At 71.0% G+C, this 15,542-nt stretch carries 15 protein-coding genes; 12 read left to right on the forward strand and 3 right to left on the reverse strand.

Annotated features, from left to right (window positions below):
* Positions 1 to 23 precede the first annotated feature (23 nt).
* Positions 24 to 752 carry an SseB family protein gene (locus OG623_RS29230; RefSeq protein WP_406150535.1) on the forward strand — a complete coding sequence of 243 codons (729 nt, stop codon included), beginning with the start codon at positions 24 to 26 and terminating at the stop codon, positions 750 to 752.
* A 61-nt stretch (positions 753 to 813) separates the two neighbouring features.
* On the opposite strand, the gene OG623_RS29235 is transcribed toward OG623_RS29230, so the two are convergent.
* Positions 814 to 1,179 (reverse strand): DUF1844 domain-containing protein, encoded by a 366-nt coding sequence (locus OG623_RS29235; protein ID WP_362889221.1) that lies wholly within the window; start codon positions 1,177 to 1,179, stop codon positions 814 to 816.
* 389 nt (positions 1,180 to 1,568) lie between these two features.
* Here OG623_RS29235 and infC point away from each other — a divergent pair, with 389 nt between their 5' ends.
* The 10 genes from infC to OG623_RS29285 all read left to right on the forward strand — a co-directional run bounded on the left by infC (position 1,569) and on the right by OG623_RS29285 (position 12,497).
* The gene (gene infC, locus OG623_RS29240; RefSeq protein WP_406152056.1) at positions 1,569 to 2,231 is read left to right on the forward strand and encodes a translation initiation factor IF-3; all 663 of its coding nucleotides are present in this window, start codon (positions 1,569 to 1,571) and stop codon (positions 2,229 to 2,231) included.
* Between the two features lie 122 nt (positions 2,232 to 2,353).
* The gene (gene rpmI, locus OG623_RS29245) at positions 2,354 to 2,548 is read left to right on the forward strand and encodes a 50S ribosomal protein L35 (RefSeq protein ID WP_099176763.1); all 195 of its coding nucleotides are present in this window, start codon (positions 2,354 to 2,356) and stop codon (positions 2,546 to 2,548) included.
* A 115-nt stretch (positions 2,549 to 2,663) separates the two neighbouring features.
* Positions 2,664 to 3,047 (forward strand): 50S ribosomal protein L20, encoded by a 384-nt coding sequence (gene rplT / locus OG623_RS29250; protein ID WP_003970214.1) that lies wholly within the window; start codon positions 2,664 to 2,666, stop codon positions 3,045 to 3,047.
* Positions 3,048 to 3,210: 163 nt separating this feature from the next.
* A complete protein-coding gene (locus OG623_RS29255) occupies positions 3,211 to 4,050 on the forward strand; it encodes a TrmH family RNA methyltransferase (protein WP_406150537.1) in 840 nt (279 codons plus the stop codon).
* Between the two features lie 146 nt (positions 4,051 to 4,196).
* Positions 4,197 to 5,366, forward strand: a complete 1,170-nt coding sequence (locus OG623_RS29260; protein ID WP_406150539.1) for an ATP-binding protein — start codon at positions 4,197 to 4,199, stop codon at positions 5,364 to 5,366.
* Between the two features lie 113 nt (positions 5,367 to 5,479).
* Complete coding sequence (gene pheS / locus OG623_RS29265) at positions 5,480 to 6,607, forward strand: phenylalanine--tRNA ligase subunit alpha (protein ID WP_362889214.1); 1,128 nt, start codon at positions 5,480 to 5,482, stop codon at positions 6,605 to 6,607.
* A complete protein-coding gene (gene pheT, locus OG623_RS29270) occupies positions 6,607 to 9,117 on the forward strand; it encodes a phenylalanine--tRNA ligase subunit beta (protein ID WP_406150541.1) in 2,511 nt (836 codons plus the stop codon). The genes pheS and pheT overlap by 1 nt, the downstream gene beginning before the upstream one ends.
* Before the next feature lie 363 nt (positions 9,118 to 9,480).
* Positions 9,481 to 10,821: a transcriptional regulator gene (locus OG623_RS29275; protein WP_406150543.1), complete on the forward strand. Its 1,341-nt coding sequence runs from the start codon at positions 9,481 to 9,483 to the stop codon at positions 10,819 to 10,821.
* Between the two features lie 98 nt (positions 10,822 to 10,919).
* Complete coding sequence (locus OG623_RS29280) at positions 10,920 to 11,450, forward strand: NUDIX domain-containing protein (RefSeq protein WP_406150545.1); 531 nt, start codon at positions 10,920 to 10,922, stop codon at positions 11,448 to 11,450.
* 267 nt (positions 11,451 to 11,717) lie between these two features.
* The gene (locus tag OG623_RS29285) at positions 11,718 to 12,497 is read left to right on the forward strand and encodes a thioesterase II family protein (protein ID WP_406150546.1); all 780 of its coding nucleotides are present in this window, start codon (positions 11,718 to 11,720) and stop codon (positions 12,495 to 12,497) included.
* A gap of 61 nt (positions 12,498 to 12,558) precedes the next feature.
* On the opposite strand, the gene OG623_RS29290 is transcribed toward OG623_RS29285, so the two are convergent.
* Together OG623_RS29290 and OG623_RS29295 are read right to left on the reverse strand one after the other, a co-directional pair.
* Positions 12,559 to 12,801, reverse strand: a complete 243-nt coding sequence (locus OG623_RS29290) for a ferredoxin (protein WP_406150548.1) — start codon at positions 12,799 to 12,801, stop codon at positions 12,559 to 12,561.
* Between the two features lie 3 nt (positions 12,802 to 12,804).
* Entirely contained in the window at positions 12,805 to 14,010 is a 1,206-nt protein-coding gene (locus OG623_RS29295; protein ID WP_406150549.1) for a cytochrome P450, read from the reverse strand.
* A 379-nt stretch (positions 14,011 to 14,389) separates the two neighbouring features.
* On the opposite strand from OG623_RS29295, the gene OG623_RS29300 reads away from it, so the two are divergent.
* The gene (locus OG623_RS29300) at positions 14,390 to 15,541 is read left to right on the forward strand and encodes a glycine amidinotransferase (protein ID WP_406150551.1); all 1,152 of its coding nucleotides are present in this window, start codon (positions 14,390 to 14,392) and stop codon (positions 15,539 to 15,541) included.
* The last annotated feature ends 1 nt before the right edge of the window (position 15,542 follow it).

Raw genomic sequence — 15,542 nt, forward strand, 5'->3', positions numbered from 1 at the left:
AACCGACCCACTACGCTCGTCGTGTGGCGCTCAAGAACATCCCGGACTCCGGTTTCTCCGACGACGACGGCACTGCCTCGCCCGAACTGACGGCGGCCCTCACGGCGTGGGCCGACGACAGGACGGCCGTCGGCCCGGTCCTGGCGGCGCTCCGCGGCGCCCGGCTGCTCGTACCGGTCGTCGCCGTGCTCGGCGAGGCCGAGGAGGACGAGAAGGGAATGCGCCGCGAGAAGACGAGTGACATGGCAGTGCCGACCCTTCAGGCCGGCGACCGGCGCGCCCTGCCCGCCTTCACCTCCACCGCCTCGCTGGCCCTCTGGGACCCGCAGGCACGCCCCGTCGCCGTACCCCTGCACCAGGCGTTGCAGGCCGCCGCGCACGAGAAGGCGGACACGGTGGTGCTCGACCTCGCCGGGCCCGTGGCCTTCGAGCTGACCGGCCCGGCGCTGCTTGCCCTCGCCGAGAACCGCACCAGCACGGACCCCATCGACGACCCGGCCGTCGTCGCCGCCGTACGGGACGCGGTCGCCGCCGAGCCCGCGGTGCTGCGCGCGCACCTCGGCCCTGGCCGGGCCGACGGCACCCTGGCCCTGGTCCTCACCCCGGACGCCGTCGTCGCCGACGCCGCCCGCCGGGTCGCCGACGCGCTGTCCGCCAGCGAGGTGCTGCGCGCCCGGCTGGTGCGGGGGATCGACCTTGCGCTGCTGCCGGCCGATGCCGAGGCCCCGGGCGAACCGCTGTTCAGCCGCTGACACGGGCGAGCCCGCCACCTGTCGCGGGCGGCGGGCTCGGAAATCGGAAGGCGCGCGGCGGCTAGCCGTAGACGGGGCCCGTGTACTTCTCGCCCGGCCCCTTGCCGGGCTCGTCCGGTACGAGCGAGGCCTCGCGGAAGGCCAGCTGCAGCGACTTCAGGCCGTCCCGCAGCGGCGAGGCGTGGAAGGTGCTGATCTCGGTCGCGCTCGCGTCGAGCAGCCCCGCCAGGGCCTGGACCAGCTTGCGGGCCTCGTCCAGATCCTTGTGCTGCTCGCCCTCCTCGGTCAGGCCGAGCTTCACGGCTGCCGCGCTCATCAGATTGACGGCGACGGTCACGATCACCTCGACCGCGGGAACCTCCGCGATGTCGCGGGCCATGTCGTCGAAGCCGGGGTTCTCGGTGCTGGGAGTGGTCGCGTCGCTCATGCCCCACACGATAAGGCCACGCCGGCACGGCTCCTCCTGCGGGAGCCGTGCCGGCATCGGGTTCGCAGCAGCCCCGGCGAGCTGCTAACCTTGTGTAACGACCGGCCGGACACCTATGTGCTCGGCCCACAAGTGGAGGCTCCGATCTCCCACCTGACCGTCCTCACGGACGGCGGGTCACCGGTCAGGTGGCAGCCATCGTTCCGTACGGACGATGGGGCCGCCCGATAGCGCCCCGCGGTTGCACGCGACGGTGTTCCGGTAGTTCCAGGAGCCCCGCCTGTGTCCCGTCCGGGGCATTTGTTCTTTCCCGGCTCGGTTGGTCACTCAACAAGAGACGTTACGCGGCTGTCCGCCAGGCGGTCGCGTGGTGCTACCGAGGAGGATCCATCAGCGCCGAGCCCCGCATCAACGACCGGATTCGCGTTCCCGAGGTGCGACTTGTCGGTCCCAGCGGCGAGCAGGTCGGGATTGTTCCGCTTGCCAAGGCCCTGGAGCTCGCACAGGAGTACGACCTCGACCTGGTCGAGGTGGCGGCGACAGCCCGTCCCCCCGTGTGCAAGCTCATGGACTACGGGAAGTTCAAGTACGAGTCGGCCATGAAGGCCCGTGAGGCGCGCAAGAACCAGGCGCACACGGTCATCAAGGAAATGAAGCTCCGGCCGAAGATCGACCCGCACGACTACGACACCAAGAAGGGTCACGTCGTCCGGTTCCTCAAGCAGGGGGACAAGGTCAAGATCACGATCATGTTCCGTGGTCGTGAGCAGTCCCGCCCCGAGCTGGGCTTCCGACTGCTCCAGCGTCTCGCTTCGGACGTCGAGGACCTCGGCTTCATCGAGTCGAACCCGAAGCAGGACGGCCGGAACATGATCATGGTTCTGGGCCCGCACAAGAAGAAGACCGAAGCCATGGCCGAAGCCCGTGAGGCCCAGGCCGCCCGCAAGGCGGAGCGTCAGGGCTATGCCCCCGACGCCGAGTCCGAGGGTGACACCGCTGAGGCCCCGGCCGCAGCGGCCGGGGCTCCGGCCGAGACACCTTCCGAGGCGTGACCTCCGGGGGCCGCCACCCAGGCGCCCCCGGGTCCCTCGGAAGCCACCCAAAGATCTGACGCCCCCGCGGTCCGGTGCCCGCACCGAACAGGGGGCGCCACTGACGAGGAGAGAACGGCGCGATGCCGAAGAACAAGACGCACAGCGGTGCCAGCAAGCGCTTCAAGATCACGGGCTCCGGCAAGGTGCTGCGCGAGAAGGCCGGCAAGCGCCACCTGCTCGAGCACAAGTCCTCGAAGAAGACCCGCTCGCTGACCGGCACGGTCGTCGTGGCTCCGGCCGACGCCAAGAAGGTCAAGAAGCTTCTCGGCAAGTGAGGCGCGGCCTCCGGCTCACCCCGGAGGCGCGACCTCGATCCGACCGGGACCAATTCGTTTCCGGGCCGGGTGAGTCCTCAAGGCGACCACCCGACCCCGCTGCAAGGAGTTAAAAGTGGCACGCGTCAAGCGGGCGGTAAACGCCCACAAGAAGCGCCGGGCGATCCTCGAGGCGGCCAGCGGTTACCGCGGTCAGCGTTCGCGCCTGTACCGCAAGGCCAAGGAGCAGGTCACCCACTCCCTGGTCTACAACTACAACGACCGCAAGAAGCGCAAGGGCGACTTCCGTCAGCTCTGGATCCAGCGCATCAACGCGGCCGCCCGCCAGAACGGCATGACGTACAACCGCCTCATCCAGGGTCTGAAGGCCGCCAACATCGAGGTGGACCGCAAGATCCTGGCCGAGCTCGCGGTCAACGACGCCAACGCGTTCGCCGCCCTCGTCGAGGTCGCCCAGAAGGCCCTCCCGAGCGACGTCAACGCCCCGAAGGCCGCCTGACCAAGGCAGCACTTCCCGTCGTCCCAGCGATGTGAGCCGGACCCGCAGGCGTGAGCCGTCTGCGGGTCCGGTGCGTTGCAGCACGTGTCGCGTACGCGGTCAGCCGTACGCAGAGAAACGTACGCAGAGAAGCTGACTTACGCAGAGAGGCTCGCCGCCGACCATGGGCACCCCCGAACTGATCTCCGCGCGGTCGCCGCGAATCGTCGCCGCACGCCGACTGGCCAGGCGTAACTTCCGCGGCAAGGAGCGCAGGTTCATCGCCGAGGGCCCGCAGGCCGTGCGGGAGGCCGCGGCGCACCGGGGCGACGACGGCGAGCCGACGCTGATCGAGCTCTTCGCCACCGTCGACGCGGCCGAACGTCACGACGACATCGTCGACGCCGCCCTGGCCGCGGGCGCCCGGGTGCACCTCGCGGACGCGGAGGTGCTCGCCGATGTCTCGCAGACCGTCACCCCGCAGGGCCTGATCGGTGTCTGCCGCTTCCTGGACTCGCCCTTCGACGCCATCCTCGCGGCGAGGCCCACCCTGGTCGCCGTCCTGGCCCATGTACGCGACCCCGGGAACGCGGGCACGGTGCTGCGCTGCGCGGACGCCGCCGGCGCCGACGCGGTCGTGCTCACCGACGCCTCCGTGGACCTCTACAACCCCAAGTCGGTCCGTGCCTCCGTCGGCTCCCTCTTCCATCTGCCGGTCGCCGTCGGCGTACCCGTGGAGCAGGCCGTGCGGGGGCTCCGCGACGCGGGCGTACGCATCCTGGCGGCCGACGGCGCGGGTCAGGACGACCTCGACGACGAGCTCGACGCGGGCACCATGGGCGGACCCACCGCCTGGGTGTTCGGCAACGAGGCCTGGGGCCTCCCCGAGGAGACGCGCGCCCTGGCCGACGCCGTGGTCCGGGTCCCGATCCACGGAAAGGCCGAGAGCCTCAACCTCGCCACCGCCGCCGCCGTGTGCCTCTACGCCTCCGCGCGGGCCCAGCGCCCCCGGCGGGCCGGCTGATCCCGGGCCGCGGCCGGCCGACACCGATCGATACGGGCCACACCCGGCGGGCAGCCGCCCTGAGGGTGTCGCCGGGCGGCCGGCGCCTAGTAGGGTGACGAACTCGGGGGCCCACTGCACCGGTTCGAGAGGTGGGGTACGGGAAGATGGCTGTCGGCATGAGCAGGCCGCGAGCGACACACACGGCCGCCGTGCGCGCCCTTTCCGACGCGGCGGACTCCGACGCGACAGGCGTGGGCCCGGCCGGCAGGGACCTCGTGACGGGCATCGGCCCCGACGATCTGCCCGACGGCCTCGTCGTCGCCGACGAGACCGGCACGGTCATCTGCTTCAACGCCGCCGCCGCCCGGATCACCGCCACACCCGCCGCCGCCGCGCTCGGCCACGCCCTGGAGCGGGCGCTGCCCCTGGAGGACCTCAAGGGGCGACGCTGGTGGGACCTGACCGACCCGTACGGCGGGCTCGCCACCCGGGTCGGACAGCCCGAGCGGAATCTGCTGCTGCCCGGCGGCCGCGAGGTCCTGGTCTCCGCCCGGTACGTACGCGAGACGCCGACAGGACCGGTCCGGCGCCTCGTCGTGTCGCTGCGGGGCACCGAGGCACGCCGGCGCACCGAGCGCAGCCACGCCGAGCTGATCGCCACCGTCGCCCACGAGCTGCGCTCACCGCTGACCTCGGTCAAGGGCTTCACCGCCACGCTGCTGGCCAAGTGGGAGCGGTTCACCGACGCCCAGAAGCGGCTGATGCTGGAGACCGTCGACGCCGACGCCAACCGCGTCACCCGGCTCATCGCCGAGCTGCTCGACATCTCCCGTATCGACTCGGGCAGGCTGGAGCTGCGCCGCCAGCCCGTGGACATCTCCGCTGCCGTCGAGCGCCACGTCCAGGCCCTGGTCGCGGCCGGCCAGGCGCCCGACCGGTTCCTCGTCCGCACCGGCCGGCCGCTGCCCGATCTCTGGGCGGACCCGGACAAGGTCGACCAGGTCCTGGGCAACCTCCTGGAAAACGCGGTGCGCCACGGCGAGGGAACCGTCACCATCGATATCGCCCCTGCACCCGCACCGGGCAAGGACGACGAGAGCGGAACGGCAGTCACCGTGAGCGACGAAGGTCCCGGCATCCCCGAGGAGTCGATGGGCCGCGTCTTCACCCGCTTCTGGCGGGGGAGCAAGCGCGGCGGGACCGGCCTTGGCCTGTACATCGTCAAGGGCATCGTCGAGGCGCACGGCGGGACGATCACCGTCGCCCGCGCCCCCGGTGGCGGCGCCGAGTTCCGATTTATCCTGCCCGTGAGCACGCCGGCCTACCTGGTCTGAGCGCCCACGGGCTTCTTCGCCTCCCGGTGGCCCGTAGACTCGACTTTTGGCACCTTTGCGTCCTCAGTCGTCGAACCAGGGTCGCCACCAGCCAATCGGAAGCACGGGAAGAGATGTCGGCACCGAACAAGTCGTACGACCCAGTCGAGGTCGAGGCACTGAAACCGGAAGAGATCGAGCGTCTGCGGGACGAGGCGTTCGCCGCCTTCGCCGCCGCGGGCGACCTCGAAGCGCTCGCCCAGGCGAAGACCGCGCACACCGGTGGTACCTCGCCCCTGTCGCTCGCCAACCGCGAGATCGGCGCCCTGCCCCCGCAGGCCAAGGCCGAGGCGGGCAAGCGCGTGGGCCAGGCCCGCGGCGCCGTCTCCAAGGCGCTGGCCGCCCGCCAGGCCGAGCTGGAGGCCGAGCGTGACGCCCGGGTGCTCGTCGAGGAGGCGGTGGATGTCACGCTGCCCTACGACCGCACCCCCGCAGGCGCGCGCCACCCGCTGACGACCATCATGGAGCGCGTCGCCGACGTCTTCGTGGCCATGGGCTACGAGATCGCCGAGGGCCCCGAGGCCGAGGCGGAGTGGTTCAACTTCGACGCCCTGAACTTCGTGCCCGACCACCCGGCGCGCCAGATGCAGGACACCTTCTTCGTCCAGGGCGCCGACGGCGCGAAGAGCGACGAGTCCGGTGTCGTGCTGCGTACGCACACCTCGCCCGTCCAGGCGCGCTCGCTGCTCAGCCGTAAGCCCCCCGTCTACGTGGTCTGCCCCGGCCGGGTCTACCGCACCGACGAGCTCGACGCCACGCACACCCCGGTCTTCCACCAGATCGAGCTGCTGGCCGTCGACGAGGGCCTCACCATGGCCGACCTCAAGGGCACCCTCGACCACATGGTCCAGGCGCTCTTCGGCCCTGACATGAAGACCCGGCTGCGGCCGAACTTCTTCCCGTTCACCGAGCCGTCCGCCGAGATGGACATGGTCTGCTACGTCTGCCGCGGCGAGTCCGTCGGCAACCCGGACCGCCCCTGCCGCACCTGCGGCAGCGAGGGCTGGATCGAGCTCGGCGGCTGCGGCATGGTCAACCCGAAGGTGCTCGTCGCCTGCGGTGTGGACCCCGAGAAGTACAGCGGATTCGCCTTCGGGTTCGGCATCGAGCGGATGCTGATGTTCCGCCACAACGTCGAGGACATGCGAGACATGGTCGAGGGTGACGTCCGGTTCACCCGGCCGTTCGGGATGGAGATCTGATGCGCGTCCCGCTTTCCTGGCTGCGGGAATACGTCGACCTGCCGGCGACGGAGACCGGCCGTGACGTACAGGCCAAGCTCGTCTCCGTCGGCCTGGAGGTCGAGACCGTCGAGCAGACCGGCGCCGGGCTCAAGGGCCCCCTGGTCGTCGGCAAGGTCCTGACCATCGAGGAGCTGGAGGGCTTCAAGAAGCCCATCCGCTTCTGCACCGTCGACGTCGGCACCGCCAACGGCACCGGCGAACCGCAGGAGATCGTCTGCGGCGCCCGTAACTTCGCCGTCGGCGACAAGGTGGTCGTGGTCCTCCCGGGCGCCGTGCTGCCCGGGGACTTCGCTATCGCCGCCCGCAAGACGTACGGCAAGACCTCGCAGGGCATGATCTGCTCGACCGACGAGCTCGGCATGGGGGACGACGGTACGCACGGCATCATCGTGCTGCCGCCGGAGTACGAGCCCGGCACCGACGCGATCGAGCTCCTGGAGCTCGTCGACGAGGTCCTGGACATCGCCGTCACGCCCGACCGCGGCTACTGCCTCTCGATGCGCGGTGTCGCCCGTGAGACCGCCACCGCCTACGGCCTTCCGCTGCGCGACCCGGCGCTCCTGGACGTGCCCCCGCCCAACGCCCACGGCTACCCGGTGAAGGTGTCCGACCCCATCGGCTGCGGTAACTTCACCGCGCGTACGGTCACCGGGCTGCGGCCCGAGGCCCGCTCCCCGATCTGGATGCAGCGCAGGCTGCAGAAGGCCGGGATGCGGACCGTCTCGCTCGCCGTGGACATCACCAACTACGTGATGCTGGAGCTCGGCCAGCCGCTCCACGCCTACGACCGCTCCCGCGTCCAGGGGACGATCGGGGTGCGCCGTGCCGAGCAGGGCGAGAAGCTCACCACGCTCGACGGTGCCAAGCGCGTCCTGGACGCCCAGGACCTGGTCATCACCGACGACCGCGGCCCGATCGGCCTCGCGGGCGTCATGGGCGGTGCCGACACCGAGATCGCCGACCACGCCGAGGACGCCGGCACCACCGAGGTCGTCATCGAGGCCGCGCACTTCGACGCGATCTCCGTCGCCAGGACCGCGCGCCGCCACAAGCTGGCATCCGAGGCGTCCAAGCGCTTCGAGCGCGGTGTCGACCCGCAGGCCGCCGCCGCTGCCGCGCAGCGCACGGTCGATCTGCTGGTCCTCCTCGCGGGCGGCACGGCCGAGGCCGGCGTCACGGAGATCACCGCTCCGTCCGCCCCGCGCTCCATCGCGATGCCCGCGAACCACCCGGACCGGGTGGCCGGTGTCGCGTACGGGCGTGAGACCGTCGTGCGCCGCCTCCAGGAGGTCGGCTGCGACGTCTACGGACAGGACGAGCTGATCGTCACGGTGCCGTCCTGGCGCCCCGACCTCGCCGAGCCGAACGACCTGGCCGAGGAGGTCATCCGGCTGGAGGGGTACGAGAACCTCCCCTCCACCCTGCCGACCCCGCCGTCGGGCCGCGGGCTCACCGATCGTCAGCGGCTGCACCGCCGCATCGGCCGGGCGCTCGCCGGTGCCGGATACGTCGAGGCGCTCAGCTACCCGTTCATCGGCGACGCCGTCCTCGACCAGCTCGGCCTGGAGAAGGACGACGCCCGCCGCCGCACGGTCACCCTCGCCAACCCGCTCTCCGACGAGGAGCCCGCGCTGCGCACCACGCTGCTGCCCGGCCTGCTCGGCGCACTGCGGCGCAACGACGGCCGTGGCAGCCACGACCTGGCGCTCTTCGAGACCGGGCTGGTCTTCCGGCCCACCGGCGAGGAGACCAAGGCCGTACGGCTGCCCGTCGACCGCAGGCCCACCGACGAGGAGATCGCCGGTCTCGACGCGGCGCTCCCGCGTCAGCCGCGCCGCGCCGCCGTCGTCCTCGCGGGCGCCCGTGAGCAGGCCGGCTGGTGGGGCAAGGGCCGCCCGGCCGACTGGGCGGACTCCGTCGAGGCCGCGCGCACCATCGCCCGTGAGGCGGGCGTCGAGGTGACGGTCCGCGCCGACCGGCACGCCCCGTGGCACCCCGGCCGCTGCGCCGCGCTGTACGTCACGGTCGACGGCGAGGAGACCCTCTTCGGACACGCGGGCGAACTCCACCCGCGTGTCGTCAAGGAGCTCCACCTGCCCGAGCGGACCTGCGCGATGGAGGTCGAGCTCGACGTCCTGGAGAAGGCCGTCGACGGTCAGCTCCAGGCGCCCCGTATCTCCACCTTCCCGGTGGCGACCCAGGACGTCGCGCTCGTCGTCGCGTCGGACGTGCCCGCCGACGCGGTGGAGAAGGCGCTGCGCGAAGGCGCGGGCGGCCTGCTCGAATCGCTGCGGCTGTTCGACGTCTTCACCGGCGAGCAGATCGGTGAGGGCAACAAGTCCCTGGCGTACGCGCTGCGGTTCCGTGCCCCGGACCGCACGCTGACCGTGGAGGAGGCCTCGGCGGCCCGCGACACCGCGGTCGCCCTGGCCACCGAGCGCACGGGCGCGGTGCTGCGCGGCGCATAGGACCTGCCGCGGTGAGAAGGGGCGTATCCGGCCACCGGATACGCCCCTTCTGCTCTCGCGGGACGGCCCGGGGACCGCACAGGGGGTTGTGCTGCCGTCGGGGCAGCGCGGGCTGTGCGATCCGGCGCCGCCCGTCCTGCCACGGAGTGTCGGGCAGGCAGGCAGGACGAACGGCGCGGGTGCGGGTCGTCGAACTGTTACGAGGGGGAGCCGACGACCCGGCCGCCTCTTTGCGAGGCACTCATTCAACCGAGTGGTGCCCCGGCGTGCGAGAGCGCACAGCAGGATGGTTCGGGCATTTTGTTCACACCCCGTGTGAATCGTGCTCCACTAGGCTCATTGCGACGCGCACATGGGGGGGCAATGGAGCCCAACGTCCTGCTCGAATCCCTGATCGACGAGGCGGGTGTGTCCCGTGCCGGGCTGGCCGGCCATGTCAACCAGGCCGGCCGGGCCCGCGGGCTGTGCCTGCGCTACGAGCACACGGCGGTCGCCAGGTGGCTCAAGGGCCAGCGCCCGCGCGGGCAGGTACCCGACCTGATCTGCGAGGTCCTCGCGGGCCGTCTGGACCGGCCCGTCACCCTCGACGACATCGGTATGGGCATCGCCGGGGCGCACCCGGCGGCCGAGGCGGCCGGCCTCTCCGGGTTCGTCGAGCACGCGACGGCCCTGTGGCGCTCCGACGAGCAGCAGCGCCCCCACCTCACCACCGCTCCGGCCGTCACGGGCACGACGGCGGTGATGCCGGTCTGGGAGTGGGAGAACCCTCCCGAGGACACCGATGTCTCACGGCCCGGGCCGTCCCGCGTGAGCATGGCGGACATAGCGATGCTCCGTACCGCCCGGGCCCACTACGAACAGATGTACCGAAAGGCGGGCGGGATCGCGACCAGGTCCCGCATCGTCGGCTTCCTCAACTCCGAGGCGGCGCCGCTGCTGCGCGGTGGGTACAGCGATGCGACGGGCCGTCAGCTCCACCGCGCGACCGCGGGACTCGTGGCCGTCGCGGGGATCTGCGCGTACGACTCCGACGCCCATGGACTGGCCCAGCGCTACTTCCACCAGGCACTGCGGCTGGCCAAGGCCAGTGGAGACCGGGGGCTCGGCGGCTATGTGATCGCGCTGCTCGTCAACCAGTCGCTGCACCTGGCCGAATTCCGCCGGTCGGTGGCCTTCGCGGAGGCGGCGCTGCGCGCGGCGGGTCCGCACATCACCCCGGCGCTGGCCACCGATCTGCACGCGATGCAGGCCAAGGCCTATGCCCAGCTCGGCGACCACCGCAGCGCCCTGGGGTGCATCCGCCGTGCCGAGGCCGAGGCGGGCCGTATCCGCAGCGGAGGTGAACCGGACGAGACGGGTTACGTCCAGCCGGGACTGGTCAACGTCCAGGTGGCGGAGGCGCTGCTGCGGCTCGGGGATCTCGCAGGCGCCCGGGAGCACGCGGCTGCGGCCGTACGCTCCCCGGCGCACGACCGCGGGACCGTGCACCGGCTCGCGATGCTCACCCACCTCGAACTGTTCCAGGGGGAGGCGGACCGGGCGGCCCGCACGGCCTCGGAAATGGCCGAACGCGCCCGGGGCATGGAGTCCCAGCGGCTGCGGGACCGGCTGCGCTCCGTGCGGCAACATCTGGCCGCGAGCGGCAGCGCCGAGGCACGAGCGGCGGCCGGACTGATCGAGGGGGCGCTGCGCGTGCCCCTGTGAGCCGCGTCCGAGCCTCGTCCGAAACGCCTCCGCGCGTTCCCCCACGGGCCGGACCCTGCTCCGATGTTGCCATCGACCAGTCGGAAGGTGGCAGAAACGTGCAGTGGACGAACTTAAACGAACAGACCGTGTATGAGAATCGCTGGTTCCGGGTCAATCTGGCGGATGTCGTTCTCCCCGACGGCCGGCATCTCGACCACTTCCTCATCCGGCTCAGGGCGGTGGCCGCCGCGACCGTCGTCAACGAGGCCAACGAGGTGTTGCTCCTGTGGCGGCACCGGTTCATCACCGACAGCTGGGGCTGGGAGCTCGCCGCTGGCGTGGTCGAGGACGGCGAGGACATCGCCGCCGCCGCGGCACGGGAGATGGAGGAGGAGACCGGCTGGCGTCCCGGTGAGCTGTGCCCGCTGATGACCGTGGAACCGGCCAACGGCCTCGTCGACGCCAGGCACCATCTGTTCTGGTCGAGGGAGGCGACGTACACAGGGCATCCCGCGGACGACTTCGAGTCCTCACGCCGCGAGTGGGTCCCGCTCAAGCTGGTGCCGGACATGGTCGCGCGCGGTGAGATACCGGCGGCGGGCATGGCGGCCGGTCTGCTGATGCTCCACCATCTGCGGCTGGGCTGACGGCTCATGACGGGTGCGGGGTCCGGTTCGCACACTCCGGCCGGCTGCCGCACCTGTGGAGGCACTCAGTCGTGCGGGTAGAACCGACGCGTCCGGTCCGGTCCGACCGGGGCCGGCCCGGTGGACCGGCCGTGGAGTGAGGTCGCGCGGGAGGAAGCACAAGCCGACCGGCCGCGTAACGGTGGCGTGCACGGATGCTGTCGCGAACCCGGCCCGAGAGGGTCGGCGGGTACGCTGACCCGCCGAGCCGAAAGGAGCTGCCCCACCATGGCGCAGCCCGTTCTGCCCAGAAGACAATGGTTCCGAACGTTTCACCCGCGCCCGGACGCCCGGACCACCCTGGTGTGCCTGCCGCACGCCGGAGGGTCCGCGAGTGCCTTCTTCTCGTTGTCGGAACGCCTGCCCGCCGAGATCGAGATCGTCGCCGCGCAGTACCCAGGACGCCAGGACCGGCTACGCGAGCCCTGCCTCGAGACGGTGCCGGACATCGCCCGAGGGGCCTCCGAGGAGCTGCGAGCGCTCGTCGCGGGCCGCCCCTTCGCCCTCTTCGGACACAGCATGGGCGGCGCTGTCGCCTTCGAGCTGGCCCGGTTTCTCGAACGTGAGGGCCCTGCCGCGCCCGGAGCCCTGTTCGTCTCCGGCCGCTGCGCCCCGTCGATCGCGGCCGATCGTGGCATACGGTTCCTCGACGACGACGGCTTCGTCGAGGAACTCCGGGAGCTGGAGGGCACCGACAGCGGCGTCCTCGACGACCCCGAACTCCTGCAGCTCATCCTGCCGACGGTGCGCTCCGACTACGGCGCCGCCGAGACGTACCACGCCGGAGCCGACGCCCTGGTGGGTTGCCCGGTGGTGGCGCTCGCGGGAGACCAGGACCCCCATGTGACGCTCGACGAGGCGGCCGCCTGGCGTCGACACGCCACCGGTGCCTTCGACATGAAGGTCTTTCCCGGCGGTCACTTCTTCCTGACCGACCACGAGCCGGAGATCGCCGCGCTCATCGCCGAAACTCTGTGCGCCAGCCCTTGGGGACCCACTCACGGCTGAGGACGGTGCGAGGGCGGAACGGGACTTCTCGGACTCGGCCCCGCCTGTTCGGAGACACGCGTCAGGTGCTGGAGCGGCCTTCGGCGGGGAGGTCCTCGGCGGAGCTGCCCCCGGCCCACAGAGTGATCGCCGCAGTGGGACAGAGACCGGCGGCTTCCCGGACCGCCTCCCACATGTCGGCGGGCGGCTCGGGACGCAGGACGACGGCCTTGCCGTCGTCCTCACGCTGGTCGAACACCTCGTCGGCCGTAAGGGCGCACATCCCGGACCCGATGCAGCGCTCGACGTCCACCCCGGCTCTCACGGTTCACACGTCCCACGTGACCGGGAGGCTCTTCACCCCGTGGATGTCCGACAGCTCCGTGCGCACGACGATGTCCTCGGCCGGTACGGCGAGCCGCAGCGACGGGAAGCGGGCGACCAGCGCGGGGAACCCGACGCGCATCTCGACGCGCGCGAGTTGCTGTCCCAGGCACTGGTGGATGCCGTGCCCGAAGGCCACGTGCCCGCCGTCCTCCCGCTGGAAGTCGAGCACATGCGGGTCGGTGAAGCGCTCCGGGTCACGGTTCGCCGTGTTGTAGGACAGGATGAGCGACGAGCCGGCCCTGACGGTCCGGCCGCCGAGGCGGACGTCCTCCAGCGCCGTACGCATGAAGGTCTTGCCGACGCTGAGGTACCGCAGCAGTTCCTCCACAGCGCGGTCCGTGAGCCCGGGGTCGGCACGCAGCGCGGCGAGCTGCTCGGGGTGGCGCAGCAGCGCGAAGGCGCCGAGCGCCAGCATGTTCGCCGTGGTGTCGAGGCCTGCCGCGAGCAGTACCAGCGTCATGCCCTGCAGTTCCTCGTCGGTGAGGTCGCTGTCGGTGAGCTCACTGAGCACGTCGTCGGTAGGGTGCGCGCGCTTCGCAGCCACCAGCTCACCCAGGAGGTGCCGGGTCGTGGTGTAGGCGGTGACCGCATCCTCGTCCCGCGTCTCGGCATCCATGAACGACTCGAACTGACCCTGGAAGAAGGCCCGGTCGGCGTGCGGAACGCCGAGAAGCTCACAGATCACCATCGCCGGGACCGGCTTGGCGAACGCGCTCACGAGATCCGCGGGAGGGCCGGACTCCTCCATGGCGTCCAGGTGATCGGCGGTGATCTGCTCCACGCGCTCGGTGAGCTGCCGCATCCGACGCACGGTGAACTTGCCCATCAGCGGCCTGCGGTAGCGGCTGTGCTGTGGGTCGTCCATGAGGAGGAACTCGCCCGGCGGCACCGGAGGAAGCTGCAGGCCGCCGTAGTCGACGGTCGGATGACGCATGAACTCCCGCCGGGAACTGAACCGCGGGTCGGAAAGCACCGACTTGATGAGGTCGTATCCCGTGACCAGCCAGCCGACGTGTCCGCCGGGGAACGTGTAGCGGCTGAGGGGGCCGTGACGCCGGGCTTCGAGCAGCTCCGTCGGAGGGTCGAAGGGGCAGCCGGGTTGCCGCGCCGTGGGCAGTGTGGAGACGGTGTGCAACGGGTCACCCATGACCCCTCCTCATCTCGCGAGAGAACGCATTCGACCGAGCCCGGAAGACGCGGCTCGTGGGAAGCGGATATCAACGGGCGACCCGCATCGGGACGGGCGGGGAATGCAAACCTCCACCCATCCCGCACGCATTTCTACCCGGCGGGCCGCAAACTGTCCACCCCTGACCTGTCTCATTCCCGACGCCGTCCTCGATGCCTTTGTGCGACCTCAGGTGCTCAATATCTGATGCTGCTTGTCGTGCTGGGGGTGAAAAGGGATTCCGTGCCGTAACGGCGGAGCTCGCCGATGCCTGCGGCGGTCAGGTCCCGCTGATGATGGGACGGGCTCCATGAAGTCCGCGGCCGGCCGGTCACCCGACGAGTAGGCGGTTCACTGCATGCTTCTGAACAGTTTTGACGAGTGGTCGCGACTGCGTGAGGTCGTCGTCGGATCCGCGGAGAACTACGTCTCGCACGAGAGGGAGCTCTCGTTCGACCTCTTCTTCCATGACAACCTCGCTCAGGACAACCCCGGCCGGTCCGAGTGGTACTACCCCCGGCTTTCCGTGCGGAGTGAGGAGTCCGACCGGCAGCGGCTGCCGGTGGCCCGGCGCTATGTCGACGAGCTGAACGAGGACCTCGAAGGCCTGGCCGACACCCTGCGCGGCCTGGGTGTCACCGTTCACCGCCCCCGCACCCTGCCCGCCGGGACCGCCGAGGTCACCACTCCGGCCTGGTCCGCCTCCGTCGTGCCGCCGCTCAACATCCGCGACAACACGCTCGTCCTCGGTGACGAGATCATCGAGACACCTCCTATGATCCGGTCCCGCTACTTCGAGACCCAGTTGCTGAAACCGCTGTTCCAGGAGTACTTCCGGCGTGGCTGCCGCTGGACCACCATGCCCCGCCCGCTGATGACGGACGCTTCCTTCGACCTGTCCTATGTGCGAACCGCGACCGTCGGCGGACCGACCGAGCCCATCGGCGAGCCCCGGCCCTCGCCCTGGGACGTCGGCACGGAGATGATGTTCGACGCTGCCCAGTGCCTCCGGCTCGGCCGGGACATCGTCGCGAACGTCTCGACGGAGAACCACGAACTCGCTGTCACCTGGCTGGAGCGCCACCTGGAAGGCCGCTTCCGTATCCATCGGGTCCACCGGCTGAGCGACAGCCACATCGACAGCATGGTGCTCGCCCTGCGCCCCGGCCTGCTGCTCGTTCGCTCGGAGGCGGTCGCCGACGCCCTGCCGCCCGCTCTGCGCCGCTGGGACCGGATCGTCGCCCCCACCCCCACGCAGAACAGCTTCCCGCGGTACGACGACGACGCGCTCATCCTGACCAGCCCCTTCATCGACCTGAACGTACTGTCCGTCGACCCGGAGACCGTTCTGGTCAACGAGTCGAGCCCGGAGCTGATCCGGACTCTGGAGCAGGCGAAGTTCACCGTCGTGCCGGTGAGGCACCGGCACCGCCGCCTCTTCGGCGGTGGGTTCCACTGCTTCACCCTCGACACCGTGCGGGACGGCGGGCCGGAGGACTACCTCGACTGAG

The sequence above is a fragment of the Streptomyces sp. NBC_01012 genome (assembly GCF_045162755.1).
Taxonomy (GTDB): domain Bacteria; phylum Actinomycetota; class Actinomycetes; order Streptomycetales; family Streptomycetaceae; genus Streptomyces.

Bases quoted from the DNA above. Each gene is read 5' to 3' on its own strand.
- OG623_RS29235 (WP_362889221.1), bottom strand. From the start codon at position 1,179: ATGAGCGACGCGACCACTCCCAGCACCGAGAACCCCGGCTTCGACGAC.
- OG623_RS29260 (WP_406150539.1), top strand. From the start codon at position 4,197: ATGGCTGTCGGCATGAGCAGGCCGCGAGCGACACACACGGCCGCCGTG.
- OG623_RS29285 (WP_406150546.1), top strand. From the start codon at position 11,718: ATGGCGCAGCCCGTTCTGCCCAGAAGACAATGGTTCCGAACGTTTCAC.
- pheT (WP_406150541.1), top strand. From the start codon at position 6,607: ATGCGCGTCCCGCTTTCCTGGCTGCGGGAATACGTCGACCTGCCGGCG.
- OG623_RS29295 (WP_406150549.1), bottom strand. From the start codon at position 14,010: ATGGGTGACCCGTTGCACACCGTCTCCACACTGCCCACGGCGCGGCAA.
- OG623_RS29300 (WP_406150551.1), top strand. From the start codon at position 14,390: ATGCTTCTGAACAGTTTTGACGAGTGGTCGCGACTGCGTGAGGTCGTC.
- pheS (WP_362889214.1), top strand. From the start codon at position 5,480: ATGTCGGCACCGAACAAGTCGTACGACCCAGTCGAGGTCGAGGCACTG.
- OG623_RS29255 (WP_406150537.1), top strand. From the start codon at position 3,211: ATGGGCACCCCCGAACTGATCTCCGCGCGGTCGCCGCGAATCGTCGCC.
- rpmI (WP_099176763.1), top strand. From the start codon at position 2,354: ATGCCGAAGAACAAGACGCACAGCGGTGCCAGCAAGCGCTTCAAGATC.
- OG623_RS29275 (WP_406150543.1), top strand. From the start codon at position 9,481: ATGGAGCCCAACGTCCTGCTCGAATCCCTGATCGACGAGGCGGGTGTG.